We start from the raw sequence: 23,209 nt of genomic DNA, 5'->3' as shown, positions 1-23,209 counted from the left end.
TCCCGGCGTCTCTCCACACCGTCCTTTCCCGCGTTCGCGGTGCTCGGGCGCACCTGAGTGTCTCAGTCGTGGACCGCCGGGTCCGCCGGGCGTGACACCGGCCCGCGGCACCAGGACACGCGACGTAGGAGACATGGATGGCGGGCCGATCCCCCGACGCACCCGACGAGCAGCCGACGCGGGCGGACGTCTCCTCCGACGAACGTGAAGCGACCGCGTCCGGCGCCGCGTCCGAACGGGCCGGTGCCGACGCCTCGCGCGGGCGGGCGGCCGGGACGGCGGTGGGCGCCGAGCGGGACGCCGAGTCCGCCGATTCCGCCGAGGGCGGTACGCGCGCCGGCGACCGCGCGGCGTCCGCCGGCGGGACGACGGAGCCCGGGCCCGACGCGGGCGCCGAGGCCGCGGCGGCCCGGCCGGCGACCGGGAGTTCCGACGCGTCCGAGGCGAAGTCTCGCCGGCAGAACACCGCGCGCGACGCGGCGGCCGGCGCCCAGGCGCGGAATCGTGCCGAGGTGTCCGGCAAGGTGACCGCCGACGCCGAGGGCGGCTCCCGGCCGGGTGACGACACCATGGGCGCCCCTCGGCCCGGTGACGACACCGAGGCCGACGCCGAAGCGTCCGCCGCTCATGGCGCGGCGGACGCCGGTACCGAGGTCCGCCCCGGCAGCGGAACCTCAGCCGACTCCGAGCACGGCTCCGTCCGCGTCCCGGACGCCGTCGGCAGTCCCGCCGCGTCGGATGACGCGGACGGAGCCGAGGCGAGCAGCGGAGGCGCTCCCCGGTCCGAGGCCAAGAGCGGCGGCGCCGGCCCCAAGTCCCTTGCCGGGAGCGCTACGAAGGGCACCGCCCGCACCGCGGACGCCAAAGACGTACCGGATCCTGCGGACGACCGGCTTCCCGCCGCATCCACGGAACGTTCCACAGCCGGCGCGGCGGGCAAGGCCACGACGCGAGACCAGGACGAGGCCCGTACGGACACGGACGAGACCGGCGAGTCCGGCAGGAAGTCCGGGCGCGGCGCCGCGGACAAGGCGGGCGACCTCGCCGCCGTCGCCTCCGGCACCGTCGAAGACCGGGACGCGGCCGAAGTCGAGACCGGCGACGAGTCCGGGAAGGGCGAGCCCGGCACCGCTGCCGCCGTCGCCTCCGGCGAGGTCGGGGGCCAGGGCGAAGCCGAGGCCGATAGCGGTGCGAAGAAGACGGCCGAGGCCCGCGGCAAGTCCGCGACGGACAAGCCCGCCGCCAAGGGCGCGGCCGGTGCTTCTGCCGTCGGAACCACCGGCGACGGCACGGACCAAGGCGACACCGGGGCCGAATCCGGTGGCACGAACGGGGTGGCCACCGACAGCCGGTCCGGGGAGGGCGAGCCCGCTGCCACGGGCAAGGTCGGTGGACCTGTCGGCGGTGCGGACGCGGCCGAGGCCGACGGTGTGGGTGGTACGGAAGGCGATGCCGCCGCCCGTGCCTCCGGGACCGAAGGTGCGGACGTGGCCGCTGCCGCGAGTGGTGGTGAGCCCGGCAGCGTGAAGGCGGCGAGTGGCGACGTCGTGGACGGCGTCCGGTCGGGCGGGCGGGGCAAGGCCGCCGCCACCGGCAACGCTGCCGCGGTCAGCGGCGGCACCGAGTCGGAGCCCTCTGCCCGGGGCAAGGCGCCGGCGGAGACCGGAACCGAGCGCGGCGGCATGGGCGAGGCCGATGCCGAAGCCGAGTCCGAGGCCGATGCTCCCGCCGAGCCGCAGGGCAAGGCCGTGCCCCGGGCCGGGGGCCAGGCCGCCCGCGGCGCGGGCAAGGCATCCGCCTCCGCCGAGTCCAAGGGCGCAGGCTCGGCAATGCCCCCGGCGGATGCCAAGTCCAAGGCCGCCGCTCCCACCAAGGGCACGGGCGCGGGCTCGGCAAAGCCCCCGACAGACGCCAAGCCCAAGACCGGCGGATCGAGCCAAGCCGCCGCCTCCGCCAAGTCCCCGGCGGGCACCAAGCCCCAAGCCACCGGGCCGGTCAAGGTCGCCGTGCCCGCGCCCGGTCCTGCCGGTGTCGTGGGCAAGAGTGGCGGTGGTGCCGGGGCGGAGAGTGCCGAGTCCGGTGACGCCGGTGTGCGGGGCGTGGCGCGGGAAGCCGCGCGGCGGCGGCCCGTCCTGCTGGGTGGGGGTGTGCTCGCGCTGCTCGTCGTCGTGTTTCTGGTCGTGCAGATGGTGCGGCCGTTGCCCTCGCCCGAGTTGAAGGTGCGGGAGGCCGCTTCCACGGTCACCGTTCCGGGGGGTCGGTTCGTCATTCCGTGGCCGAAGAAGGGCCAGGGGGCCGTCATGGTCGCCGGGGGCGGGACCGTCGGGACGTTCGGGGCGGAGAAGCCCGTTCCGACCGCCAGTGTCGCCAAGATCATGACCGCTTACGTGGTGCTGCGCGAGCATCCCCTGGCCAAGGGCGAGAAGGGGCCGCGGATCACGATCGACGCCAAGACCGTGACGGACGGGACGGCCGAGGACGAGTCCCGCGTCGAGGGGCTCCAGGAAGGGCAGAGCTTCAGCGAGCTGGACATGCTGCGGATGCTCATGATCCCGTCGGGCAACAACATCGCCCGGATGCTGGCGCGTTGGGACACCAAGTCCAAGGACGAGACCGCGTTCGTCCGGAAGATGAACGACGCCGCCAAGGCGCTCGGCATGCGGAACACCACCTACACCGACCCCAGCGGCCTCGACCGCGGGACCGTCAGCACCGCCGTCGACCAGCTCAAGCTGGCCGACGCCGTGATGAAGTCGGAGGCGTTCCGGTCCGTCGTCTCCATGGTCGGGGCCGACATCCCGGGTGCCGGGCACATCGACAACAACAACGCCCCGCTGCTCACCGCCGGTCTGGGCGTCGAGGGCATCAAGACCGGTTCCAACACCCCCGCCGGCGGCACGTTGTCGTGGGCCGCGCGGGCCACCGTGGACGGGAAGGAACGGCTGGTCCTCGGCACGATGATGGACCAGCACGTCACCGGCCCGGACCCGAACGGCTCCAACAGCCTCGCCCTGGTGCTGGAGAACAGCAGGAAGGTCGTCGCGGCCGTGCGCAAGGGGCTGACCACCGCCACCGTCGTGCGCAAGGGGCAAGTCGTCGGGCATGTCGACGACGGGTTCGGCGGCCGGACGCCCGTCGTGGCCGCCAAGGACCTCACCGTCGTCGGCCTGCCGGGGCAGCGGGTGCGCGTCACCTTCCGCGACGGCGGACGGGCCCTCGCCCGTACGGCCAAGCGCGGGACCGTCGTCGGCGAGCTGATCGCCACCCCCGGGCCCGGGTCGGCGGCCGGGAAGGTCCCCGTCGTGGTGAAGTCGGCGCTCAAGGAGCCGTCCTTCGGTACGCGGATCACCCGGATCGGCTGATCCGCGACCGAAGGACGGGCCTGCCCCGCCCCCCGATGCCGCGCTCCCCCCACGTCGCCTAAGCTCTGCTGCTGGTACGACTGTTCGGTTCCTGTGGGGGGAATGCCGCGCGTGACCAACATCCCGGAGACCGGCGGCCGGACGCAGCGGATCCGCATACGGCTCGTCGTCGTCCAGATCCTCGTCTTCTCGTTGCTCCTGACCCTCGGCGGGCGGCTCTGGTACCTCCAGATCCGCAAGGGGGACGAGTACGCGGCGGAGGCGACCGGCAACCGCGTCCAGCGGTCCGTCCAGCCCGCCGTGCGCGGGTCGATCCTCGACGCGCGCGGGGTGCCGCTCGCGGACAACGAGAGCCGCCTGGTCGTCTCCGCGTCCCGGACCGAGCTGTCGAAGGCGAAGGACCGCGGCAAGGCGGTGCTCACCCGGCTCGCCGGGCTGCTGGACATGGACCCGAAAGAGGTCATGGCCAAGGTCCGGCTGTGTGACGCGAAGACGCCACGGCCGTGCTGGAACGGTTCTCCGTACCAGCCGATCCCGATCACCGACAAGGCCACCACCCGGCAGGCGCTCCAGATCCGGGAGCGCGCCGAGGACTTCCCCGGCATCACCGCCGAGCCCACGGCGGTGCGCCGCTACCCGGCCCCCGGCGAGGCCAACACCGCGCAGGTCCTCGGCTACCTCTCCCCCGTCACCGACGAGGAGGTGGCGCGGGCCAAGGACGGCGACTCGCCGTACCTGCGCTCGGACATGATCGGCCGGTCCGGGCTGGAGCGGCAGTACGACGAGGTGCTGCGCGGCAGGGCCGGCGTGACCCGGCACGAGGTCGACAAGCTGGGACGCGTGATCGGCACGGCCGAGACCGACCCGCCGGTGCCCGGCTCGAACCTCGTCACCAGCATCGACGCCCGCGTCCAGCGGGTCGCCGAGTACGAGCTGAACGAGGCCATGAAGGCCGCCCGCAAGGAGTGGGACCACAACACCGGCGAGAACTACAAGGCGGACTCCGGCGCCGTCGTGGTGATGGAGGCGAAGACGGGCCGCGTGGTGGCCATGGCGTCCGCGCCGACGTACGACCCGAACGCCTGGGTGGGCGGCATCTCGGCCGCCGACTACCGCAAGCTCACCGGCGAGGACTCCCACCACCCGCTGCTCAACCGGGCGATCCAGGGCCAGTCGGCGCCCGGTTCGATCTTCAAGGTGATCTCCACCACGGCCGCGGTCGACGCGGGCCACTCCTACGAGGGGCCCTACGACTGCTCCAGCTCGTACCGGATCGGCAGCCAGGTCTTCAAGAACTTCGAGTCGGCGAACCACGGCCCGATCTCCCTGGGCCGCGCCCTGGAGGTCTCCTGCGACACCGTCTTCTACCGGCTCGCCCACGACGAGTGGCGCGCGGACGGCGGACTCCGGGCGAAGGGCGGCGCCGGCGACTGGTTCTACCGGACGGCCCACCGGTTCGGCCTCGGCGCGACCACCGGGGTCGACCTGCCGAACGAGGTCCCCGGCCGGGTCCCCGACCGCCGGTGGAAGCAGCGGTACTGGGAGGCCAACAAGGACGCCTGGTGCAAACAGGGCAAGAAGGACGGGAGCTACGCCGAGCGGATCGCCTACGACAACTGCCGCGGCGGCGACCTGCTGCGCGCCGGTGACGCCGTGAACTACTCCATCGGCCAGGGCGACACCCTCGTCACGCCCGTCCAGATGGCGAGCGTCTACGCGGCCCTCGCCAACGGCGGCACGCTCTACACGCCCTCCATCGGCAAGGCGGTGATCAGCCCGGACGGGAAGAAGGTGCGGGAGCTCACCCCCAAGGCGCGCGGGAAACTGCCCGTGAGCAAGCGGTTGCGCGACGAGATGGACCAGGCCCTCGCGGGGGTCGTCACCCGCGGTTCGGCCGCCTGGCGCTTCGGTGGCTGGCCGCAGGACCGGATCCGGCTGCGCGCCAAGACGGGCACGGCGGAGGTCTACGGCAAGCAGACCACCTCGTGGTTCGCCACCTACAGCGACGACTACGCGGTGGTGATGACGATCGCGCAGGGCGGCACCGGCTCCGGCGCCTCGGCCCCGGCCGTGCGGAACATCTACAGCGCGCTGTACGGCGTCGACGGGAAGGGCTCGGTCGACCCGAAGAAGGCGCTGCTGCCCACCCCGCAGAAGAGCCTGCCGAAGATCAACGCTGACGGGACCATCGAGGAGCCGAAGATCGGGAAGTACCGGCCCGACGAGCAGGGCGCTCCGGAACCGCCGGCCACCGGGGCGCCGGCCCCGGGACGCGGACGGCGCGACTGAGGGCGGGCCGTTCGCCAGGTATCGCCGCCGGGAATTCCCCCAGGCCGCAAGAGGCCGCGAGCGGAAGTGGCGACCGTCACAGTCGTTTCTTTTCCGAATACCCCCTGACCTGGTCATCGGGGGTCCGTGGGGCGTGTAAAGTATTTCTCGCAAGCCCGCGCTCGTAGCTTAACGGATAGAGCACTTGACTACGGATCAAGAGGTTGCAGGTTCGAATCCTGCCGAGCGCACCGCGAGGAACCCGCTTCGTTTCGACGAAGCGGGTTCTTTTTTTGCGCGGTAAGCGCTCTTCCCGTGCGCGGTAAGCGCTCTTCCCGAGGGGCGGGGGCGCCGGAACGGCGCCCCCGGCTCGCCTCAGATCTTCGGGAAGCTGAAGCCGTATCCCTGCGCCTTCAGCCACGGAAGCGTTTCTTCCATCGCGGCCATCGTCTGGCTGCGGTCGCCGCCGGCGTCATGGAAGAGGATGGTGGGGCCGTTGGGGACCTCGCGCTTGACGTTGGCCACGATGCGGGCGGTGCCCGGACGCTGCCAGTCGCGGCTGTCGACCTGCCAGCCGAGCGGCCGCATCCCGTGCGCGGCGGCCACCTTGCGGCTGTACGGGGTGAACGCGCCACCGGGAGCGCGGTAGTACCGCACCTTCACGCCGTCGCCGGCGGCGTCCTCTATCAGCTTCTGGGCGTCGAGGATCTGGCTCGCCTGGTACGACTCGGGGCGTTTGTCCATGGCCGTGTTGTGGTCCATGGAGTGGTCGCAGAGCCGGTGCCCCTCCGCGACGACCTTCTTGACCAGGGACGGGTACTCCTTGGCTCGCGGACCTATCATGCAGAACGTCGCCTTGACGTCGTTCCGGCGCAGCAGGTCCAGCACCTTGGGCGTCCAGACGGGGTCCGGGCCGTCGTCGATGGTGATGTTGACGACCTTGCCGGGGCTCTCGCTGTCGTGCGAGATCTCCTCCGACACCGGTCCCCCCGCGTCGGGTTCGGCGGCCTTGCCCCGCTCGCGGGGCACCTTCGCCGACGGGCCCTTGGCGTCGGCGGCGACATGCTCGCCCCCGCCACCGCCCGACGTCTGGTTGGCCACGGCCACCGAGCCCAGTATCACGGCCACGAGCGCAAGGCCCGACCCGGCCGCCACCGCGATGTGCCGCCCCCGCCCGGTAGTTCGCGTCATGAACGATCCACTCCCTCGCACGCCTGTCTGTTCCCTGCCCGCGAAGACGTGCTTGTACCGCATGCCGTTCCGTTATGCGGTATCGCTCACAAAACAGTGACAAAGCAGGCGCTCACGCGCCTGAGACGTCCTCAATCACCGTACGGCGGTCACTCTTCCGGCTTTCCTCCGCCATCTTCTCCCGGAATACCGTCCTCCTTCACGTCCGGCGCTTCGCCCTCCGCGATCACGCGCGCCACTTCGGCGACGCGGGCCGCCTCCTCGGCGGCGAAACGCCGGGCGTCGAGCTGTTCGGCGAGTTCCTCGTCCTGGGCCATCAACCGGTCCAGGCTGGCGTCGCCCAGGTCGAGGACGCCGAGGTCGACGTAGGCGCGCCGCAGGCGCTCGCCCCACAGCCCGATGTCCTTGACGCAGGGGACGATCCTACTGAACAGCAGCTTGCGGAACGCCCGGACGAAGTCGGACCGTTCGCTCAGCTCCACCGCCTCCGCGGCCGGGATGCCGAAGTCCGTGAGGACCGCCTCCCCGCGCAGCCGGTTCCGCATCAGGTAGCAGCCCTCGATCACGAACTCCTCGCGCTCGCGCAGCTCGGCGTCGCCGAGCTGCGCGTAGTAGTCGCGCAGTGCCAGCCGGCCGAAGGCGACGTGCCGGGCCTCGTCCTGCATCACATAGGTGAGGATCTGCTTGGGCAGCGGCTTCTCGGTGAAGTCGCGCAGCATGCCGAACGCGGCGAGGGCGAGCCCCTCGATGAGGACCTGCATCCCCAGGTAGGGCATGTCCCAGCGGGAGTCGCGCAGGGTGTCCCCGAGGAGTTCCCGAAGGCTGGCGTCGACGGGGTAGAGCATGCCGATCTTCTCGTGCAGGAAGCGGCTGTAGACCTCCACGTGCCGGGCCTCGTCCATGGCCTGGGTGGCGGAGTAGAACTTGGCGTCGAGGTCGGGCACCGACTCGGTGATCCGGCTCGCGCAGACCAGTGCGCCCTGCTCGCCGTGGAGGAACTGGCTGAACTGCCACGCGGCGTAGTGGCGGCGCATGTCGCGCCGGTTCGCCTCGCCCATCCGGTGCCAGTACGGGGTGTCGTACACCGCCATGTTCTCGTCGGGGACGCCGAGCGGGTCGTACGGATCGACCTCCACGTCCCAGTCGATGCGCTTGGCGGCGTCCCACTGCTTGTCCTTGCCCTTCCGGTAGAGGGCGAGGAGCCGTTCGCGGCCCTCCTCGTACTCCCAGCCGAAGCGGGCGGCGCCGCTCGCGGGGACCTCCCACAGCGGCTCGTCGGGCTCGTGCGCGTAGAGCTGTCGCGTCGCCATCGGACGCCTCCTTCGCTTCCTTCGCTCGCTGTCCCTCGCGGCTCGCCACTGTGGGCAGGCTCACACGGTTTTTGACCGGCGGTCAATCGTCCGGAGCGGTTCGGGCCGCGAGGGACGGCAGGGGCTCTCGGGGGTCTTGACGGGCTTGCTGACACGCAGTCTTATAAGCAGGTAACCTCGGGTAACCCGCAATTGAGGTGGGATCAGGCATGGCAGCAGACCCGATGACCCCGGCCGGTACGGCCGGACCCGCGCTCCGCGACGCGCTCGGGCCGCTCAAGGACCGCGAACAGATCGCCCAGCGGTTGCTGGAGTCCTCGGCCAGACACTCCTTCGACCCGGACACCGAACTCGACTGGGACAGCCCGCCCGAGGACGGCAAGTGGTACTGGCCCCCGGAGCTCGTCTCGCTCTACGGGACGCCGCTGTGGCGGCGGATGCCCGAGGAACAGCGCATGGACCTCGCCCGGCACGAGGCCGCCTCACTCGCCTCGCTGGGCATCTGGTTCGAGGTCATCCTGATGCAGCTGCTCGTCCGGCACATCTACGACAAGCCGGTGACCAGCGCCCACGTCCGCTACGCGCTCACCGAGATAGCCGACGAGTGCCGGCACTCCATGATGTTCGCCCGCATGATCCAGCGCGGCGGCGCCCCCGCGTACCCCGTCGCCCGGCTGCACCACAACCTCGCCCGGATCCTGAAGACCATCTCCACCACCCCCGGCTCGTTCGCCTGCACCCTGCTCGGCGAGGAGATCCTCGACTACATGCAGCGGCTGACCTTCCCCGACGAGCGCGTCCAGCCGCTGGTGCGCGGCGTGACGCGGATCCATGTCGTCGAGGAGGCGCGGCACGTCCGCTACGCCCGGGAGGAACTGCGCCGCCAGATGAAGACCTGCCCGCGCTGGGAGGCGGAACTCACCCGGCTGAGCTGCGGGGAGGCGGCCCGCGTCTTCTCCGTCGCCTTCGTCAACCCGGCCGTCTACACCAACGTCGGGCTCGACCGGCGCGAGGCGGTCGCCCAGGTGCGGGCGAGCGGGCACCGGCGCGAGGTGATGCAGGCGGGCGCCAAGCGGCTGACCGACTTCCTCGGGGAGATCGGGGTGCTGCGGGGGGCCGGGCGCCGGCTGTGGCGCAGTTCCGGCCTGCTGGCCTGAGCGGGCCGCGGGCACCGGCCGGGCGCCGCGCCGGCTGCCGTACCCTGCCCTGCATGACCGGCAGCGGAACCACCTCCTACCGCCGGCTGGGCGTCGCCCAGCGCCGCGCCCAGCTGATCACCGCCGCGCTCGGCCTGTTCGCCCAGCGTCCGCCCGAGGACGTCTCCCTCGACGACGTGGCGGCGGCCGCCCAGGTGTCCCGGCCGCTGGTCTACCGCTACTTCCCGGGCGGCAAGACCCAGTTGTACGAAGCCGCGCTGCGCAGCGCGGCCGACGAGCTGGAACTGTGCTTCGCCGAACCGCAGACCGGCCCGCTGACCGTCCGGCTGGCCGCCGCCCTCGACCGCTACCTCGCCTTCGTCGACGGGCACGCGGCGGGGTTCGGCGCGCTGCTCCAGGGCGGCAGCGTCGTCGAGACGTCGCGGACCGGCGCGATCGTGGACGAGGTGCGCCGCACCGCCGCCGGCCACATCCTCGCCCACCTCCAGGTGCCCGAGCCCGGGGTGCGGCTGCGGATGACGGTCAGGACGTGGATAGCGGCCGTCGAGGGCGCGTCGCTGACCTGGCTGGACGAGGGGAAGCGGCCGCCCGTGGAGGAGCTGCGGGACTGGCTCGTCGACCACTTCGTCGCCCTGCTGATCACCACGGCGGCGAGCGACGAGCAGACGGCTCGGGTGACGCGGGCGGCCCTCGCGCTGGAACCGGCGGACGGGGTGGTGACGCGGCTGGTGCGGCGGTTGGGGCCGGTGCTGGCGGAGGCGGGGCATCTGCTCTGACGGCGCGGACGGGCGGCTCGGGCGGAGCGAACGTAGGCTCGTACGGTGCGAAGCGAAGAAGTGCCCTTCGAGGGCGGGCCCCTCGACGGGCGGGTACTGCCGGTGCTGCTGGGGCCGACCGGGCACCCCCCGAAGGTCTACGAGGTCCCGGTGCCGGACGCGGCCGGCGGGCCGCCCACCGTCCTGGTCTACCGGCGGGCGCAGGCCGGGGTGACGCGGCGGCTGGGGCTGCCGCGGGGGTGGAAGTTCGTGTACGACCCGGAGGGGCGGCGGAGCGAACGGATCCGGTGGCCGTGGTCGCGGCCCCGGCCTGACGCCGGGGGTGAGCGGCCGCCGTCCGGGTGACGGGGCGTCGCCCGGACGGTGTGCGGCTCGGGCGGTTCCGCCCCTGACGCCCTAAAAGTACGACCGGTCCGTGACACGATCGCCCCGGAGGTGAACCCCCGTGTCAGGACGGCTGGTGCGCTGCTTCTGCGCCCTGGCGCTGGTCGCCGCCGCGGTCTCGGCGGCCCCGCCGCCCGGGGGGCCGACGCCGCCGCCGTCCGGTGACCGGTCGGTCGGTGCCCTGCTCACCCGGCTGCGCACGCTCTACCGGCAGGCCGACGCGGCCACGAGGGAGTACGAGGCGGCGGGGCCCGTGCTGCGGCGGCAGCGGGCGGCGGCCGATCGGACGGCCGAGGAACTGGCCGTGGCGCGGACGGCGCTGGCGCGGAGCCGCGACGAGGCGGGTGCGCTCGCGCGGGAGCAGTACCGCGGTGGCGTGGGTGGTCTCTCCCCCGCCGTCACCCTGCTGCTCGCCGCGGATCCGGAGGGGGCTCTTCGCCGGCAGCACGAGCTGGAACGGGAGGCGGCGCGGCGCGTCGGTGCGCTGTCGCGGCTCGCCTCTTCCGCGGCGCGGGCGGAGGTCGTCGCGCGGGGGGCTCGGGTCGCTCTGGACGCTCAGTTGACGTTGGCGGATCGGCGGGATCGGCGGCGGGAGGCGGCGCGGCGGGGGTTGGACGAGGTGGAGCGGCTGCTGGCCGGGCTTTCGGAGAGGGAATTGGCGGCGCTGCGGGCGTCGGGTAGGGGGTGAGCCCCGGTCCCGCCCTTTCACCGTTTCTTGCAGGGGCTGCGCCCCCGCACCCCCGAAACCGCGCTCCGCGCGGTTGTCCTCAAACGCCGGACGGGCTGGATATCGCGCCCGGGCGCGATATCCAGCCCGTTGGGGGTGCCCCCTCTGGGGGAGTTTGAGGACGAGCGGCGAAGCCGCGACAAGCGGGGTCTGGGGCGCAGCCCCAGGAAACGGCGAAAGGGCGGGACCGGGGCACCCTCACCCCCCACCCACCTCCCGCAGATACGCCTCCGCCCTCTCCTCCTCATAGAACCACCCCTCGAAATCCGCCGGATCGTCGTACCCGTTCGCGAAGCGGTCCGCGACCGGCCGGCAGTCGGAAGCCGCCCCGATGAGCCGCTGGACGTGCAGCGGCAGCGGCGCGAGCATCGTGTTCGTCCAGCGCGTGGCGTGGCGCGCGGACGTCGTCCAGTGGCGGTCGGAGACCGACCGCATCCACGCCTCGTCGAACGGCTCGTCCCCCCGCTCGACGATCGCGGCGAGGCACGCCGCCGCGGACTTCGCCGCCGAGTTGGCGCCCTGCCCGGTGACCGGGTCGTCGACGACGACCGCGTCGCCGATGCCGAGGACGAGGCCCCCGGAGGGGAGCCGGCCGACGGGATCGCGGACGACGGGGGTGTAGCGGCCGGCCAGCGTGGCTCCGGCGTCGGTGAGTTCGACCTGGGTGGCGCGGCCGTACTCCCAGGGCGCGTAGCGTTCGATCAGTTCGAGCATGCGGGCCAGGTGCTCCGCCGGGCTCTCGCCGGCGCCGAAGACGTCGAGGGGGCCGCCGGGCAGGCCCTCCCAGAAGAGGATGTCGGCGCGGCCGGAGAGGGTGAGGGCGGGGATGACGAGCAGTTCGCCGACGCCGGGTACGAGGGTGCAGCGGACCGCGTCGTACTCGGGGTGTTCGGGGCGCGGCCCCAGGCCGTGCACGTAGGCGAGGGCCAGGCAGCGCTGCGGCGCGGCGTACGGGGAGCGGGCGGGGTCGCGGTCGAAGAGGGAGACCAGCTCGCCCTTGCCGGCGGCGACCAGCACCAGGTCGTAGCGGCCGGCGAAGAAGTCCAGGTCGCAGACGGTGGCGCCGTGGAGGACCAGGGTGCCGCCGCGGGCCGCGAAGGTCTCCAGCCAGCCGGCCATCTTGAGCCGCTGGTCCACGGAGCGGGCGGGCTCGTCGAGCCGGCCGACCCAGTCGACGATGCGCCGCACCCGTCCGGCCGCGGCCGGGAGCGGCGGACCGGCCACGGAGTAGCCGAAGCCCTGGATGCCGGGGGCCCGGTCCTCCCAGAAGGCGAGGCCGAGTTCGCGTTCGTGGCGCAGGGCGGTGCCGAACATGACCTGGGTGGAGGTGACCCGGCCGGAGCGCATCTCGTCCGGGGTGCGGTTGGAGAGCAGCGTCACGTCGTAGTCCCGGGCCTGGAGGCCGAGGGCGAGCTGGAGTCCGGACTGGCCGGCGCCGACTATGAGGATGCGTCGCATGGTCCGTTCATCCGGGGGTGACGTCGAGGGCGCGGCCGACCAGGATCAGCAGCGAGTCGACGACCGTGTTCCGCTTCCGCGCGTCCATGATCACGATCGGCACCTGAGCGGTCAGCGACAGCGCCTCGCGGACCTCCTCCGTCTCGTGCCGGGGCGTCCCCTCGAAGTGGTTGACGGCGACGATGTACGGCAGTCCGCTGCTCTCGAAGTAGTCGAGGGCGGGGAAGCAGTCCGCCAGCCGGCGGGTGTCGCACATGACGACGGCCCCGATGGCGCCGCGTACCAGGTCGTCCCACATGAACCAGAACCGCTGCTGGCCGGGGGTGCCGAACAGGTAGAGGACGAGGTCGGGTTCGAGGGTGATCCGGCCGAAGTCCATGGCGACGGTGGTCGTGGCCTTCTCGGGGACCGCGACGGCGTCGTCCACCTCCTCGCCGGCGACCGTCATCACGGCCTCGGTGCGCAGCGGGGTGATCTCGGAGACCGAGCCCACGAACGTCGTCTTGCCCACGCCGAAGCCGCCCGCGATGACGATCTTCGTCGCGGCGGGGGCCCGGGTGCGGCCGTCCGGGGCGTGCTGCGGGCGCTCCCGTACGGGTTCGGAGCCCGCTATCGTCTCCGTCTCGGTGTCAGATCCTGCGAAGTCCACACTGGACCCTTTCGAGCAGCGCGCGGTCGGGCCGGCCGGTGCCGTGGCCGGGCCCGTAGACGCGGATTCTTCCCTGGTCCGCCAGGTCGCCGAGGAGGACGCGGACCACGCCGAGCGGCATCCTGAGCAGCGCGGAGACCTCGGCGACGGCCCGGAGCCCGCGGCAGAGCCCGACGATGGCGCCCGCCTCGGGGACCAGCCGGGCGGCCCCCGCCTCGCCGGGCCGCCGCTCGTGGGTCTGCACGAACGTCTCCACCTGGAGGACGTGCCCGCAGGGGGCGCGGCCGCCCGCGGCGGAGTACGGGCGGACCCGGGCCGTCCGGCCCCGGCGCGCGGGCGCGGGGGCCGGGCGCGGGGCGGGCACGGCGCAGCCGCCGGTCACCTGACCGCCTCCACCGACTGCCGCAGCTCGCGGCGGAGTTCGGGGGTCAGGACGTGTCCGGCGCGGCCGACGAACAGCGCCATGTGGTAGGCGACGACGCTCATGTCGCAGTCCGGGGCGGTGTGGACGCCCAGCAGTGAGCCGTCGCTGATGGTCATGACGAACAGGCTGCCCTCCTCCATGGCCACCATGGTCTGTTTGACGGTGCCCCCGTCCATCAGGGACGCGGCCCCGGTGGTGAGGCTGCCCAGGCCGGCGACGATGGTCGCCAGGTCGGCGCTGGAGTGCCGGGGACCGTCCACCGGGCCGCCGCCGTCCGGCCGCTGCCGCGGGTCGGAGGAGAGCAGCAGCAGGCCGTCGGAGGAGACGACCGCCACGGACCGGACGCCGGGCACCTCCTCGACCACGTCGGTCAGCAGCCATTGGAGGTTGCGGGCCTCATGGCTCAGCCCGTAGCCGGTGCCGCCGGAGGGAAGTCCGGCGCCGCCGGGGATTCCTGGGGTGCCGACGGGGGTGACGGGGGTCGCCCCCCGGGAAAATGCAGTCAACCGCGTGCCTCCTCGACATCGCCGACGTCACCACCTGCGGGCGGCGCCGCCGCCCGGCGCCGGCCGCCCTCGCGCCCCGCGAGCTCCTGCTCGACGTCGCGCCGCCCTTCCCGCGCCCCCTGCTGGAACCCGGCGAGCTTGGCCCGCAGCGCCTCCGCGTCCACGCCCTTGCGCACCTGCCGGGGCGGTGACACCGTCACCGCCTGCGGCACCGAGCGCGGGGTGCGCTTGGGCAGACCGCTGTCGGTGAGGGCACCTTCCGCCGTACCGGTCGGGTACGGGTCCGGGGCCGGGGGCCGGGCGTGCCGTCCGCTCCCGCCGGGCTGGGCGGGGACGGTGGGGCGGCCCTCCGGGCTGAGCGGACGCACCTCGGGCGGGACGACGGGCGCGGCGCCCCGCTCCGGGACGATGAGCTGGATCGTCGCGTCGTCCGGCGGTCCGGAGGCCGCCGGCTGGGGCGCGAACCCGGCCATCCGTCGCGAACGCCCGGACATCACGTGCGAGTTGGCCTCGGCGGCGACGCCCGGGAGCTGGACGGGCGGGGCGGTGGAGGCGCCCGGCACCGGGGGCGCGGTCTGCGGCTCGGCCGCGGCCGGCGGGCCCGCGGGCAGCAGCCGGGCGGGCAGCACCACGACGGCCGTGATGCCGCCGGGCCGCTGCTCGCGCAGCTGGACGCGGACGCCGTGCCGGGCCGCGAGCCGCGCGACGACGTAGAGGCCGAGGCCCATCACGGCGTCGTCCGGAACGCCCGCCGGGCCCGCGCCCGGCGGCTCCGGATCGGCCTGCGCCAGCAGGGAGTTGATCTGCTCCAGACGGTCCGGGGCCATGCCGATGCCCTCGTCCTGGACGGACAGCATCACGTCGCCGTTCTCCAGCAGCCAGCCGGAGACCTGCACGGGCACGTCCGGCGGCGAGAACGCCGTGGCGTTCTCCAGGAGTTCGGCGACCAGGTGGCTGATGTCGTCCGAGGCGAAGCCGGCCAGCTGGGAGCGGGCCGGAAGGGAGTGGATGCGGACCCGCTCGTACCGTTCGATCTCGCTGACGGCGGCCCGCAGCACGTCCAGCAGCGGGACCGCCCCGGCGTGCCCGCCGGCGTGCTCGGAGCCGGCCAGGACCAGCAGGTTCTCGCTGTGCCTGCGCATCCGGGTGGCGAGGTGGTCGAGTTTGAAGAGGACGTCGAGGCGGTCGGGGTCGGCCTCGTGCGCCTCCAGCCCCTCGATGACCGTCAGTTGCCGCTCGACCAGGCCGAGGGTGCGCAGCGACAGGCTGGCACAGGTGGTGTGGGCGCGTCCGGCGAGGCCGGCGAGCTTCTCCTCGCGGTCCCGGTCGCGGGCGCGCAGCGCGTCGCGCTCCTCGGCGAGGTCCTGGCGGGCGGCGTCCAGCCGGGCCCGCTCGCCCTCCAGCAGGGTGATGCGCTCCCGCTGCCGGACGACGGTGCCGTGCAGGACGTTGACCGAGCGGGCGATCTCCGCGAACTCGTCGTCCCGGCCCTTGAAGGCGACCGGTTCGGTGGCGCCGGGGTCGGCGCAGACCCGGCGGGCACCCTGCCGGAGGGCGGCCAGCGGGCGGGTCAGCGAGCGGGTGGCCCGGACGCCGCCGAACAGGGCGGCGGCGAAGCACAGGGCGACCAGCCCGGCGCGCACCTGGAAGGCCGTCACGTCGCGCTCGTGGACCCGCGCCAGGTGGTCGGCCTCGGCGGCGGCCAGGTCGGTCTCGACGCCGCGCATCCGGTCGAGGCGGGTGGTGAGCAGGGCGCGCACCGGCCCGGGGTCCTGCACCCGCTCCCCGGCGACCAGGGCGGGGAGCCGGGACTCGGCGGCGGACACGTCCGGGCCGCTCACCTCCCGGGCGTAGGCGTCGCGGGCCTTGGCCGGGGCGAGCTGGGCGAAGTCGGCGCGGGCGGCGCGCTCGCGGGTGTCGGTCTGCTGGGCGGCGGCGGCCAGTTCGGGCCGTTCGCCGTGGGCGGCGGAGGCGGCGTACGAGGCGAGGAGCAGCCCGCGGGTGGCGGACGCCTCCTCGACCGCGCGGCCGAGCAGCGCCACGGCCTCGCCGTCGCCCGTCCCGGCCCGCTCGGGCAGCCGGGCCGCGAGGGTGCCGGCGACGCCGTGCAGGGCCTGCACGGTGGAGGTGTACGTGCGGAAGACGGTCAGCGGGTCGGCGGAGCCGGTGAGGACCGTACGCCGTTCCCCGGCCAGGCCGTCGAGCCGGGTGCGGACCGCCTCGGGGAGCCCGGCGCGCGTCGTCGCCGAGGTCAGGAAGGCGCCGAGCCGCCGGTCCGTCCGGGCGCGCCGGGCCGCGAGGGTGGCCGGTACGGGACCCCGGCCGGCCGCCACGTACTCGGTGACCGCGTCGCGCTCGTCCGCCAGTTCGTGGGCGAGGCGCACCGCGTCGCTCGCGGCCTCGGCCGTGGGGACCAGCCGCGCGGTGTCCGCCGCGTCGCGGTAGGCGTCCGCGACGCCCAGCGCGCCCGCGCCGAGGACCGCCAGGGAGGCGGTCGCGACGGAGAGGACGAGCCGGTTGCGGGCGCGGGCGGTGCCCTCCGGCACCCCCGTGGTCTGTCGCTCCCGTCGCCCGCCCCGAAGCCGCTTCTTCCGCACCGGTGCTCACAATCCGCTCTCGTCCGGTCTGGGTCCCGCCCACCCCTGGCGCTGACTGGACCTTGTCAGCACGGGGGCGGGGCGGGCGCCGGTCATCCGTCCGCCACACCCGAAGGTGTGGGGTTCCGTCCCGGAAGTTGCCGTGATCGTCCACCGGCCGCACGCCGCCTCCGTCGCGTAGGTGGAGTGTCGTGTCCGCCGCGTCCGCCGCCCCCGGCAACCGCCACCCGGTAAACCGCCCGGCCCGCCGGAAGGATGCGCGTCAACCGCCGCGGAAATCACGGCTCGTGCACACTGGCCCCATGCGCATCGAGCTGGCCACCCGGCCGGGCGACCCGGCCCGGCCCAACGAGGACTTCGTCTCGGCGGTCCTGCCCGCTTCCGGACAGGGCGGCGCGCTGGTGCTGCTGGACGGCGTGACGCCGCCGCCGGACGGGGACGACGGCTGTGAGCACGGCGTTCCCTGGTTCACGGCGCGTCTGGGCGGCGCACTGCTGGAACTGTGCGCCACCCGGCGCGAACTGACGCTCCGCCACTGCCTGTCCGACGCGATCACCCGCGCCGCGGACGCCCACCGGGCCCACTGTGATCTCGGTCACCGCCGCACCCCGCAGGCCACCGTGGTGGCCGCCCGCTGGGACGAGGAGCGGGTGGAGTACCTGGTGCTGTCGGACTCCGTCCTCCTGGTGGAGGGCGCGGACGGCGCGGTGACGCCCGTGCTCGACGACCGGATCGCCCGGCTCGCCGCGCTCGGCCCGGTGACGGACGCCCACCGCAACGCCGAGGGCGGCTTCCACACGGCCGCCGCCGACCCGGCCGTGGCCGGCCTGGCCGTCACCGGCGCGCTGCCGCGCGCCGGGGTCCGCGCCCTGGCCGCGCTCAGCGACGGCGCGGCCCGCTGGGTGGAGGTCTTCGCCGAGGGCGACTGGACCGCCTGCGCCGCCCTGCTGGCCAAGAGCGGCCCGCGCGCCCTCGTCGACCGGGTCCGGGCGGCGGAACTGGCCGACCCGGACCGGCGCCTGTTCCGGCGGGGGAAGGTGCACGACGACGCGGCGGCGGTGTACGCGGAGCTCTAGCCGGCCGGGGGCCGGCGGGCGAGCGGGTCCGCCGGCGGGCGGGCCTGCCGGCGGACGGGTGGCTCCACCGGCGAGCGGGCCCCGCCGTGGACGGAGGCGCCTCCCGGCCAGTCCGCGACCGAAGGCGCTCCGGACAAGCCCCGCGACCCCACGCGTCCGGGCAGCCCCTGCGGCCGGAGACGTCTGCGGACCGGCCCTGCGGCCGAAGGCCCCGCGGCCGAAGGCCCCGCGCGGGTCCGCGGGGCAAGCGGGCCGGGGCCCCGCCCACGGCCGGATCCCCCTTCGGGCGCGGCGTCCGGGTGAACCTCCCGCCTGGAGCGGTCCATGCCGGGTATCCGTCCGGAACGGCCTGCGGCGGCCGTCCGCCGTCGCGTGACCGTCAGCCACTCGGGGAGTCCGATGAACGATCCGCTCACATCGACGAAACGGCCCGCCCCGGGCCCGTCCGCCACCCGCGGCCCCTCGCCCGTCCCCGGCCCGTCAGCCGCCCAGGGTCGTGTTCAGCCGGTGCAGCAGCCGGGCCAGTTCGCCGATCTCGGCGCGGTCCCAGTCGGCGAGCTTGCGCATGTACTGGCCCCGGCGGGCGTCGCGGACGCGGCTGAAGCGGGCGTGCCCCTCCTCGGTGAGGGCGACCAGCGAGGCGCGGCCGTCCGCCGGGTCGGGGGTGCGGGTGACCAGGCCGAGGTCGCTCAGGGCGCGGAGCTGGCGGCTCATGGTGGCCTTGCCGACGCCGAAGTAGGCGGCGAGGTCGGTGGCGCGCTGGCGGCCGGCGTCGGCCAGCCGGACCAGCAGGCCGTAGGCGGCGGCTTCGAGCTCGGGGTGGACCTCGCGTGCCATCTCCCCCGAGGAGGCGCGGGCGCGGCGCAGGAACACGGAGAGCTCGCGTTCCAGGGCGAGGAACGGGTGGTCCTCACCACTGGCGGTCCGCTGGTCCGTGCCGCCCTCCTCGGGAGGCGGCGTGGTGGTCTGGTGCACGTGGGGCCCTCTCCGGCTTTCCAGTACGTGAAACTTTGCCCGGGTCGCGGCAGGTCGCCGCAGCTCCGTCAGTATTTCGCAGGATTAGACCAACGACGGCACCCCGGGGGCCTATCCCCGATACCGCTCCCCGCGTAGTTTGTCGAGTGGGCATATCTATGTCATGGCCGCGCCAATCGGCGCCCACCGATCGGATCCTCCCCCACCGAGGTCCCGGAGGCAGCATGTCCGCACTCCCCCGCCCCACCAGTCCCCACGCCCGCCGCAGACCCGCTACGCGGGCGGCCGTCCCCTCCTTCCCGACCCTCCTGACCCTCCTGCTCGCCGTGTTCGCCCTGCTCGTCGCCCTCCCCGGCACCGCGCACGCCGCCGGCGGCTTCGCGGCGCCCCGCCCGGGCCACCCGGACCGCGACTGGATGGGCTCCACGGTCCGCCTCCACGAGGGCGGCCGGTCCGTCAACGAACCGGCGCGGCTGACCGCCTCCGTCGAAGGCGTGGACGTCAGCAGCCACAACGGCAACGTGGCGTGGAGCACCCTCTGGAACTCCGGCGCCCGCTTCGCCTACGTCAAGGCCACCGAGGGCACCGGCTACACCAACCCGTACTTCGCCCAGCAGTACAACGGCTCGTACAACGTCGGCATGCTGCGCGGCTCCTACCACTTCGCGCTGCCCGACCACTCCGGCGGCGCCGCCCAGGCGAACTACTTCGCCGACCACGGCGGCGGCTGGTCCGCCGACGGGCGGACGCTGCCGGGCGTGCTCGACATGGAGTACAACCCCTACGGCGACATCTGCTACGGGATGAGCGCCACCGCCCTGGTCGACTGGATGACCGACTTCTTCGGCACCTACCGGCAGCGCACCGGCCGCGACGCCGTCCTCTACACCTCCACCGCCTGGTGGCAGCGGTGCACCGGTGACTACGCCGGCTTCGGCGCCGTCAACCCGCTCTGGATCCCACGCTATTCCGGGTCGCCGGGGACGCTCCCGGCCGGCTGGAGCTTCCACACGTTCTGGCAGTACACCGACACCGGGCCGACGGTCGGCGACCACAACCGCTTCAACGGCTCGCAATCCCGCCTCCAGGCACTGGCCGACGGCTGACGGCCGGCGGCTGACGGCCGGAGGTCTGCGGTCTGCGGTCTGCGGTCTGCGGTCTGCGGTCTGCGGTCTGCGGTCTGCGGTCGGCGGCCGGCGGTCGGCGGTCGGCTGAGAAGCGGCCTGACGGCGGGCCGTGCCCCCGGCACATCGGCGCCGGGGGCACGGCCGTCAGCGTCCCACCGGGCGTCGGCCGTCAGCCGCAGTTGCCGGCCGGGCGGTGCCGGGTCACCAGGTCGGTGTAGCCGGTGGTCGCGTCGGTCCACACCACGCGGGTGCCGGTGTCGGCCGCGCCGCCCAGCTGCTCACCGCGGTTGCAGGAGACCCGGCCCTTGCGGGCGCCGTCCGGCGAGAACTGCCACAGCTTGGACAGCGTCTCGTTGCGGTACTGGGTGTCCGGGGTCTGCGCCAGGACCGTCACCGCCTCGTCGGAGGCCGTGAGCAGCACGCCGCGCAGCGCGTCCTTGCCCGTCGCCGGGCTGATGTCGACGACGTTACCGCCGTCCAGGTCCGCCCGGCGCACCGCGGTCAGCCCGGTCTCGTAGTCCGGCGTGCTCAGCCAGAAGACGTGCTTGCCGGTGATCGCGGTCGGGCCGGCCTCGGCCGCGGCGTCGGTCAGCTTGACCGTGGTCCGGTTGCCGGTGGCGACGTCCAGGATCCCGACGTCGTTCCGGTACGCGCCGTCGACGCGGTGCTCGTCGGCGAAGGCGATCCTGCCGTTGTGCAGCGAGGGGTAGTTGGTGCGGTTGAAGCGGCCGGTGCCCGCGGAGGGCGGGATGCGGACCGGTTCGTCGTCCTGGCCCATCCGCAGGTACGCCGCCGCGGTGTAGCCGCGCCGCCCGTGCAGCTCGAAGGCGACCGTCTTGCCCTCGACCGCCAGCGAGGTGAAGCGGTAGCGGCTGGTGGCGAGCACCTTGACCGGCCCGCCGGCCAGCGGCCGGGCCAGCAGCTGGATGTCCCGGCCCTTGTACGACATCCACACCACGGTCTTGCCGTCGGTGACCGGGTCGACGTGGAAGCGGCCGTCGTTGGGGCTGATCAGCTTGGGGGCGCCGGTGCCGTCGGTGCGGCCGGCCCAGACGGAGTACGCCTCGGTCCCGTCGTCGTTGGACTTGGACGCGGCCCACCAGCCGCCGCCCGCGCCCGCGCGGCTCTCGTTGGTGTTGACCCGGCCCAGCAGCTGGTCGGAGTCCACGCCCATGGCGAGCTCCCAGCCGGGGACGATGCCGTGGGCGTTGAACGAGCGCTCGACGGTCCGCAGTTGGGCGTCGGTGACCTTGAGGTCCTTCGCCGCGGCGAGCACGGCGTTGCGCCCCTCGGTGAAGCCGTCCAGCGGCGTCATGTACTCGGTGAGCGCCTTGTAGACGATCTTGTCGGCGAGGGTCTTGTCCAGGTCCTGGCGGATGTCCCACAGGGCGCCGGAGAAGATCGTCGAGTTGAGGTGCACCCCGCCGTTGTCGGTGCCGAAGCCCACGCCGAGGAAGGACTTGGAGGTGGTCCTCCCGTCGTTGAGGTCCCGGAACGCGCAGTCGCGCGGCGACTTGGTGCGGCACAGCGACTCGCCGAGCAGACCGGAGTCGGGGTCGTCCATGGCGACGCCGCGGGCGTCGTTCTTGATGGCGTTGCCGAAGTAGTCGGCGATGGCCTCGTTCATGGCGCCCGACTGGCCGGCGTAGACGAGGTCCGCGGAGTTCTCGACGACGCCGTGGGTCATCTCGTGGCCGACGACGTCCAGACCGGCGGAGAGCGGCCGGTACTCGGCGTCGCCGTTGCCGTACACCATCTTGGTGCCGTCCCAGAAGGCGTTGACGTACGGCATGCCCCAGTAGCTCACGCCCACCAGGGACCTGATGGCCATGCCACGCCCGTTGAGGCTGTTCCGGCCGTGCACGGTCCGGTAGTAGTCGTAGACCTTGCCGGCGGCCCAGTGCGCGTCGACCGCGCCCGACTCGGTGGCGTCCTTGCCGAACGCCGGGTCGGCCGAGCCGAACTCCTTGACGCCCTCGGGCCAGGTGCCGGACGTCTCGTCGACGGACTTGCCGCGGGCGTCCCAGGTGGACAGCTCGTTGTGGGTGCTGTCGCGCATCCGGGAGAGGTCGCGCATCACGTACTCGTTGCGCGTCGCGTCCTTGGTGACCTGGAGGTCGACGGACTTGCCGTCGAGCCGGACGCCGGTGCCGGTGGCGCCGTCCTGCGGCCCGTCGGCCGCCGCCGCGGTCCGCTTCGCGGCGGTACGGGAGGCGTCCGCGGCCTTGCCCTTGCCCGCGTCGGCGCTCGGCGCGCCGAACGTCTTGATGGCGCTGTACTGGAGGACCGGGTAGCCCGACTTGGCGTCGATGTACACCTCCTGCAGCACCGGCCGGCCGGTGGCCGGGTCGGCGCCGCGCACGGTGACGTGCTGGGTCAGGACGCCCTCGCCCTTGGGCAGCACGACCAGCCCGCGGGCCGTGCCGGTCAGCGGGGGCGCCTTCTCGGCGTCGTCCGCGCTCTTGCGGGGCCCGGCCGCCCGCTGCGCGGCGAGCCGGTCCTCGGTGGCGCCGACGGCCCGTTCGACGGCCAGCTCTTCGTCGACGTCGGGGGTCGTGGCGGTCTTCAGCCCGGTGAAGTACTTGCCGGAGGTGCCGGTGACGACGCGTTTGCCGTCCTTGTGCTCCATCCGTACGACGTACTGGCCGCCCAGGACCTCCACGCCCCGGTGCCGCTGCTGGAGCCGTACCGTCTCGGTCGTCCCCGAGCTCAGGGTCTGCACCGGCCGCAGGTCGCGGCCGGGGTCGGCGATGCGGTAGCGGCCCTTCTTCTCCGCGAGGTGGCCGCGGGCCGCGTCGGCGGGGCTGCCGCTCGCGGCGACGGGCTCGCGGATGCCCCGGACCAGGGCCGGGGTCGCGGTCCTGCCCGCCGGGATCACCTGACCGGGCCCGTCCCCCGGTTTCGCCGGATCGGCGTGGGCCGGGACCGCCGAGACGACGAGTGCGGCGGCGCCGATCAGCGCCGCCGCACCCGATATGCCGCTCTGTGCTCTGCTTCTGCCGGATCTGCCGGCTCTGCCTGAACGTGCTCCGGTACTGCGCAAGGTCTCCCCCTCGATACGCGCCGGACGGTCGAACCGCTCCACTCGGTGGGCCGCTTCGACCCGTGGGACTGCTTCAGGGCAGGGACATGCAAGCGGCAGCCGGTCGGCCGGACAATGGGGAGGGGTATTCCACGGGCACTTTTCGGCCGGTGGGCGGAGGGGGTCCGGGCGGGGGCCGA

At 73.9% G+C, this 23,209-nt stretch carries 17 protein-coding genes and 1 tRNA gene; 9 read left to right on the top strand and 9 right to left on the bottom strand.

The features are described from left to right. Positions 1 to 137 precede the first annotated feature (137 nt). The 3 genes from J7W19_RS33100 to J7W19_RS22130 all read left to right on the top strand — a co-directional run bounded on the left by J7W19_RS33100 (position 138) and on the right by J7W19_RS22130 (position 5,881). Positions 138 to 3,362, top strand: a complete 3,225-nt coding sequence (locus J7W19_RS33100; protein ID WP_004952517.1) for a penicillin binding protein PbpA — start codon at positions 138 to 140, stop codon at positions 3,360 to 3,362. 111 nt (positions 3,363 to 3,473) lie between these two features. Further along, positions 3,474 to 5,651 (top strand): penicillin-binding protein 2, encoded by a 2,178-nt coding sequence (mrdA, locus tag J7W19_RS22135; protein WP_004952520.1) that lies wholly within the window; start codon positions 3,474 to 3,476, stop codon positions 5,649 to 5,651. A gap of 157 nt (positions 5,652 to 5,808) precedes the next feature. Beyond that, positions 5,809 to 5,881 (top strand) — tRNA-Arg (locus J7W19_RS22130). A gap of 124 nt (positions 5,882 to 6,005) precedes the next feature. On the opposite strand, the gene J7W19_RS22125 is transcribed toward J7W19_RS22130, so the two are convergent. Further along, on the bottom strand, positions 6,006 to 6,821 hold the full coding sequence (locus J7W19_RS22125) for a polysaccharide deacetylase family protein (RefSeq protein WP_051072788.1): 816 nt from the start codon (positions 6,819 to 6,821) through the stop codon (positions 6,006 to 6,008). 149 nt (positions 6,822 to 6,970) lie between these two features. Beyond that, positions 6,971 to 8,131: a ferritin-like domain-containing protein gene (locus tag J7W19_RS22120; RefSeq protein ID WP_004955934.1), complete on the bottom strand. Its 1,161-nt coding sequence runs from the start codon at positions 8,129 to 8,131 to the stop codon at positions 6,971 to 6,973. Between the two features lie 209 nt (positions 8,132 to 8,340). On the opposite strand from J7W19_RS22120, the gene J7W19_RS22115 reads away from it, so the two are divergent. The 4 genes from J7W19_RS22115 to J7W19_RS22100 all read left to right on the top strand — a co-directional run bounded on the left by J7W19_RS22115 (position 8,341) and on the right by J7W19_RS22100 (position 11,136). Continuing rightward, positions 8,341 to 9,288: an AurF N-oxygenase family protein gene (locus J7W19_RS22115; RefSeq protein ID WP_233478153.1), complete on the top strand. Its 948-nt coding sequence runs from the start codon at positions 8,341 to 8,343 to the stop codon at positions 9,286 to 9,288. A 53-nt stretch (positions 9,289 to 9,341) separates the two neighbouring features. Further along, complete coding sequence (locus J7W19_RS22110) at positions 9,342 to 10,064, top strand: TetR/AcrR family transcriptional regulator (protein WP_004955925.1); 723 nt, start codon at positions 9,342 to 9,344, stop codon at positions 10,062 to 10,064. 45 nt (positions 10,065 to 10,109) lie between these two features. Next, positions 10,110 to 10,409: a hypothetical protein gene (locus J7W19_RS22105; RefSeq protein ID WP_040892812.1), complete on the top strand. Its 300-nt coding sequence runs from the start codon at positions 10,110 to 10,112 to the stop codon at positions 10,407 to 10,409. Positions 10,410 to 10,509: 100 nt separating this feature from the next. Continuing rightward, positions 10,510 to 11,136, top strand: a complete 627-nt coding sequence (locus J7W19_RS22100) for a coiled-coil domain-containing protein (protein WP_040892816.1) — start codon at positions 10,510 to 10,512, stop codon at positions 11,134 to 11,136. A gap of 237 nt (positions 11,137 to 11,373) precedes the next feature. Here the strand turns inward: J7W19_RS22100 and J7W19_RS22095 are convergent, their stop codons facing one another. Genes J7W19_RS22095 through J7W19_RS22075 form a run of 5 tightly spaced genes read right to left on the bottom strand, consistent with a single transcriptional unit; the run spans position 11,374 to position 16,758 of the window. Next, entirely contained in the window at positions 11,374 to 12,633 is a 1,260-nt protein-coding gene (locus tag J7W19_RS22095; RefSeq protein WP_004937811.1) for a styrene monooxygenase/indole monooxygenase family protein, read from the bottom strand. 7 nt (positions 12,634 to 12,640) lie between these two features. Further along, positions 12,641 to 13,246 carry a GTP-binding protein gene (locus tag J7W19_RS22090; RefSeq protein WP_051072441.1) on the bottom strand — a complete coding sequence of 202 codons (606 nt, stop codon included), beginning with the start codon at positions 13,244 to 13,246 and terminating at the stop codon, positions 12,641 to 12,643. Positions 13,247 to 13,262: 16 nt separating this feature from the next. Further along, positions 13,263 to 13,664, bottom strand: a complete 402-nt coding sequence (locus J7W19_RS22085; RefSeq protein WP_004937803.1) for a DUF742 domain-containing protein — start codon at positions 13,662 to 13,664, stop codon at positions 13,263 to 13,265. After that, positions 13,661 to 14,158: a roadblock/LC7 domain-containing protein gene (locus J7W19_RS22080; RefSeq protein WP_040887421.1), complete on the bottom strand. Its 498-nt coding sequence runs from the start codon at positions 14,156 to 14,158 to the stop codon at positions 13,661 to 13,663. The genes J7W19_RS22085 and J7W19_RS22080 overlap by 4 nt, the downstream gene beginning before the upstream one ends. A 50-nt stretch (positions 14,159 to 14,208) precedes the next feature. Further along, positions 14,209 to 16,758, bottom strand: coding sequence for a sensor histidine kinase (locus J7W19_RS22075; RefSeq protein WP_004937794.1), 2,550 nt, complete (start codon positions 16,756 to 16,758; stop codon positions 14,209 to 14,211). 353 nt (positions 16,759 to 17,111) lie between these two features. On the opposite strand from J7W19_RS22075, the gene J7W19_RS22070 reads away from it, so the two are divergent. Then, positions 17,112 to 17,885 carry a protein phosphatase 2C domain-containing protein gene (locus J7W19_RS22070; RefSeq protein WP_004937791.1) on the top strand — a complete coding sequence of 258 codons (774 nt, stop codon included), beginning with the start codon at positions 17,112 to 17,114 and terminating at the stop codon, positions 17,883 to 17,885. A gap of 480 nt (positions 17,886 to 18,365) precedes the next feature. Here the strand turns inward: J7W19_RS22070 and J7W19_RS22065 are convergent, their stop codons facing one another. Then, on the bottom strand, positions 18,366 to 18,860 hold the full coding sequence (locus J7W19_RS22065) for a MarR family winged helix-turn-helix transcriptional regulator (RefSeq protein WP_004937790.1): 495 nt from the start codon (positions 18,858 to 18,860) through the stop codon (positions 18,366 to 18,368). A 224-nt stretch (positions 18,861 to 19,084) separates the two neighbouring features. Between J7W19_RS22065 and J7W19_RS22060 the strand changes: the two genes are divergently transcribed. Further along, complete coding sequence (locus J7W19_RS22060) at positions 19,085 to 19,966, top strand: lysozyme (RefSeq protein WP_004937787.1); 882 nt, start codon at positions 19,085 to 19,087, stop codon at positions 19,964 to 19,966. A gap of 190 nt (positions 19,967 to 20,156) precedes the next feature. Here J7W19_RS22060 and J7W19_RS22055 read toward each other — a convergent pair whose 3' ends face one another. Then, positions 20,157 to 23,030: a M4 family metallopeptidase gene (locus J7W19_RS22055; protein ID WP_411848843.1), complete on the bottom strand. Its 2,874-nt coding sequence runs from the start codon at positions 23,028 to 23,030 to the stop codon at positions 20,157 to 20,159. Between the last annotated feature and the right edge of the window lie 179 nt (positions 23,031 to 23,209).

Source organism: Streptomyces mobaraensis NBRC 13819 = DSM 40847 (assembly GCF_017916255.1).
Classification (GTDB): Bacteria; Actinomycetota; Actinomycetes; order Streptomycetales; family Streptomycetaceae; genus Streptomyces; species Streptomyces mobaraensis.
This window is presented reverse-complemented; position numbering and strand designations above follow the sequence as displayed.

Excerpts from the sequence above, each read along its gene's own strand:
- J7W19_RS22095 (WP_004937811.1), bottom strand. The coding sequence starts at position 12,633 with ATGCGACGCATCCTCATAGTCGGCGCCGGCCAGTCCGGACTCCAGCTC.
- J7W19_RS22120 (WP_004955934.1), bottom strand. The coding sequence starts at position 8,131 with ATGGCGACGCGACAGCTCTACGCGCACGAGCCCGACGAGCCGCTGTGG.
- J7W19_RS22110 (WP_004955925.1), top strand. The coding sequence starts at position 9,342 with ATGACCGGCAGCGGAACCACCTCCTACCGCCGGCTGGGCGTCGCCCAG.
- J7W19_RS22115 (WP_233478153.1), top strand. The coding sequence starts at position 8,341 with ATGGCAGCAGACCCGATGACCCCGGCCGGTACGGCCGGACCCGCGCTC.
- J7W19_RS22060 (WP_004937787.1), top strand. The coding sequence starts at position 19,085 with ATGTCCGCACTCCCCCGCCCCACCAGTCCCCACGCCCGCCGCAGACCC.
- J7W19_RS22125 (WP_051072788.1), bottom strand. The coding sequence starts at position 6,821 with ATGACGCGAACTACCGGGCGGGGGCGGCACATCGCGGTGGCGGCCGGG.
- J7W19_RS22070 (WP_004937791.1), top strand. The coding sequence starts at position 17,112 with ATGCGCATCGAGCTGGCCACCCGGCCGGGCGACCCGGCCCGGCCCAAC.
- J7W19_RS33100 (WP_004952517.1), top strand. The coding sequence starts at position 138 with ATGGCGGGCCGATCCCCCGACGCACCCGACGAGCAGCCGACGCGGGCG.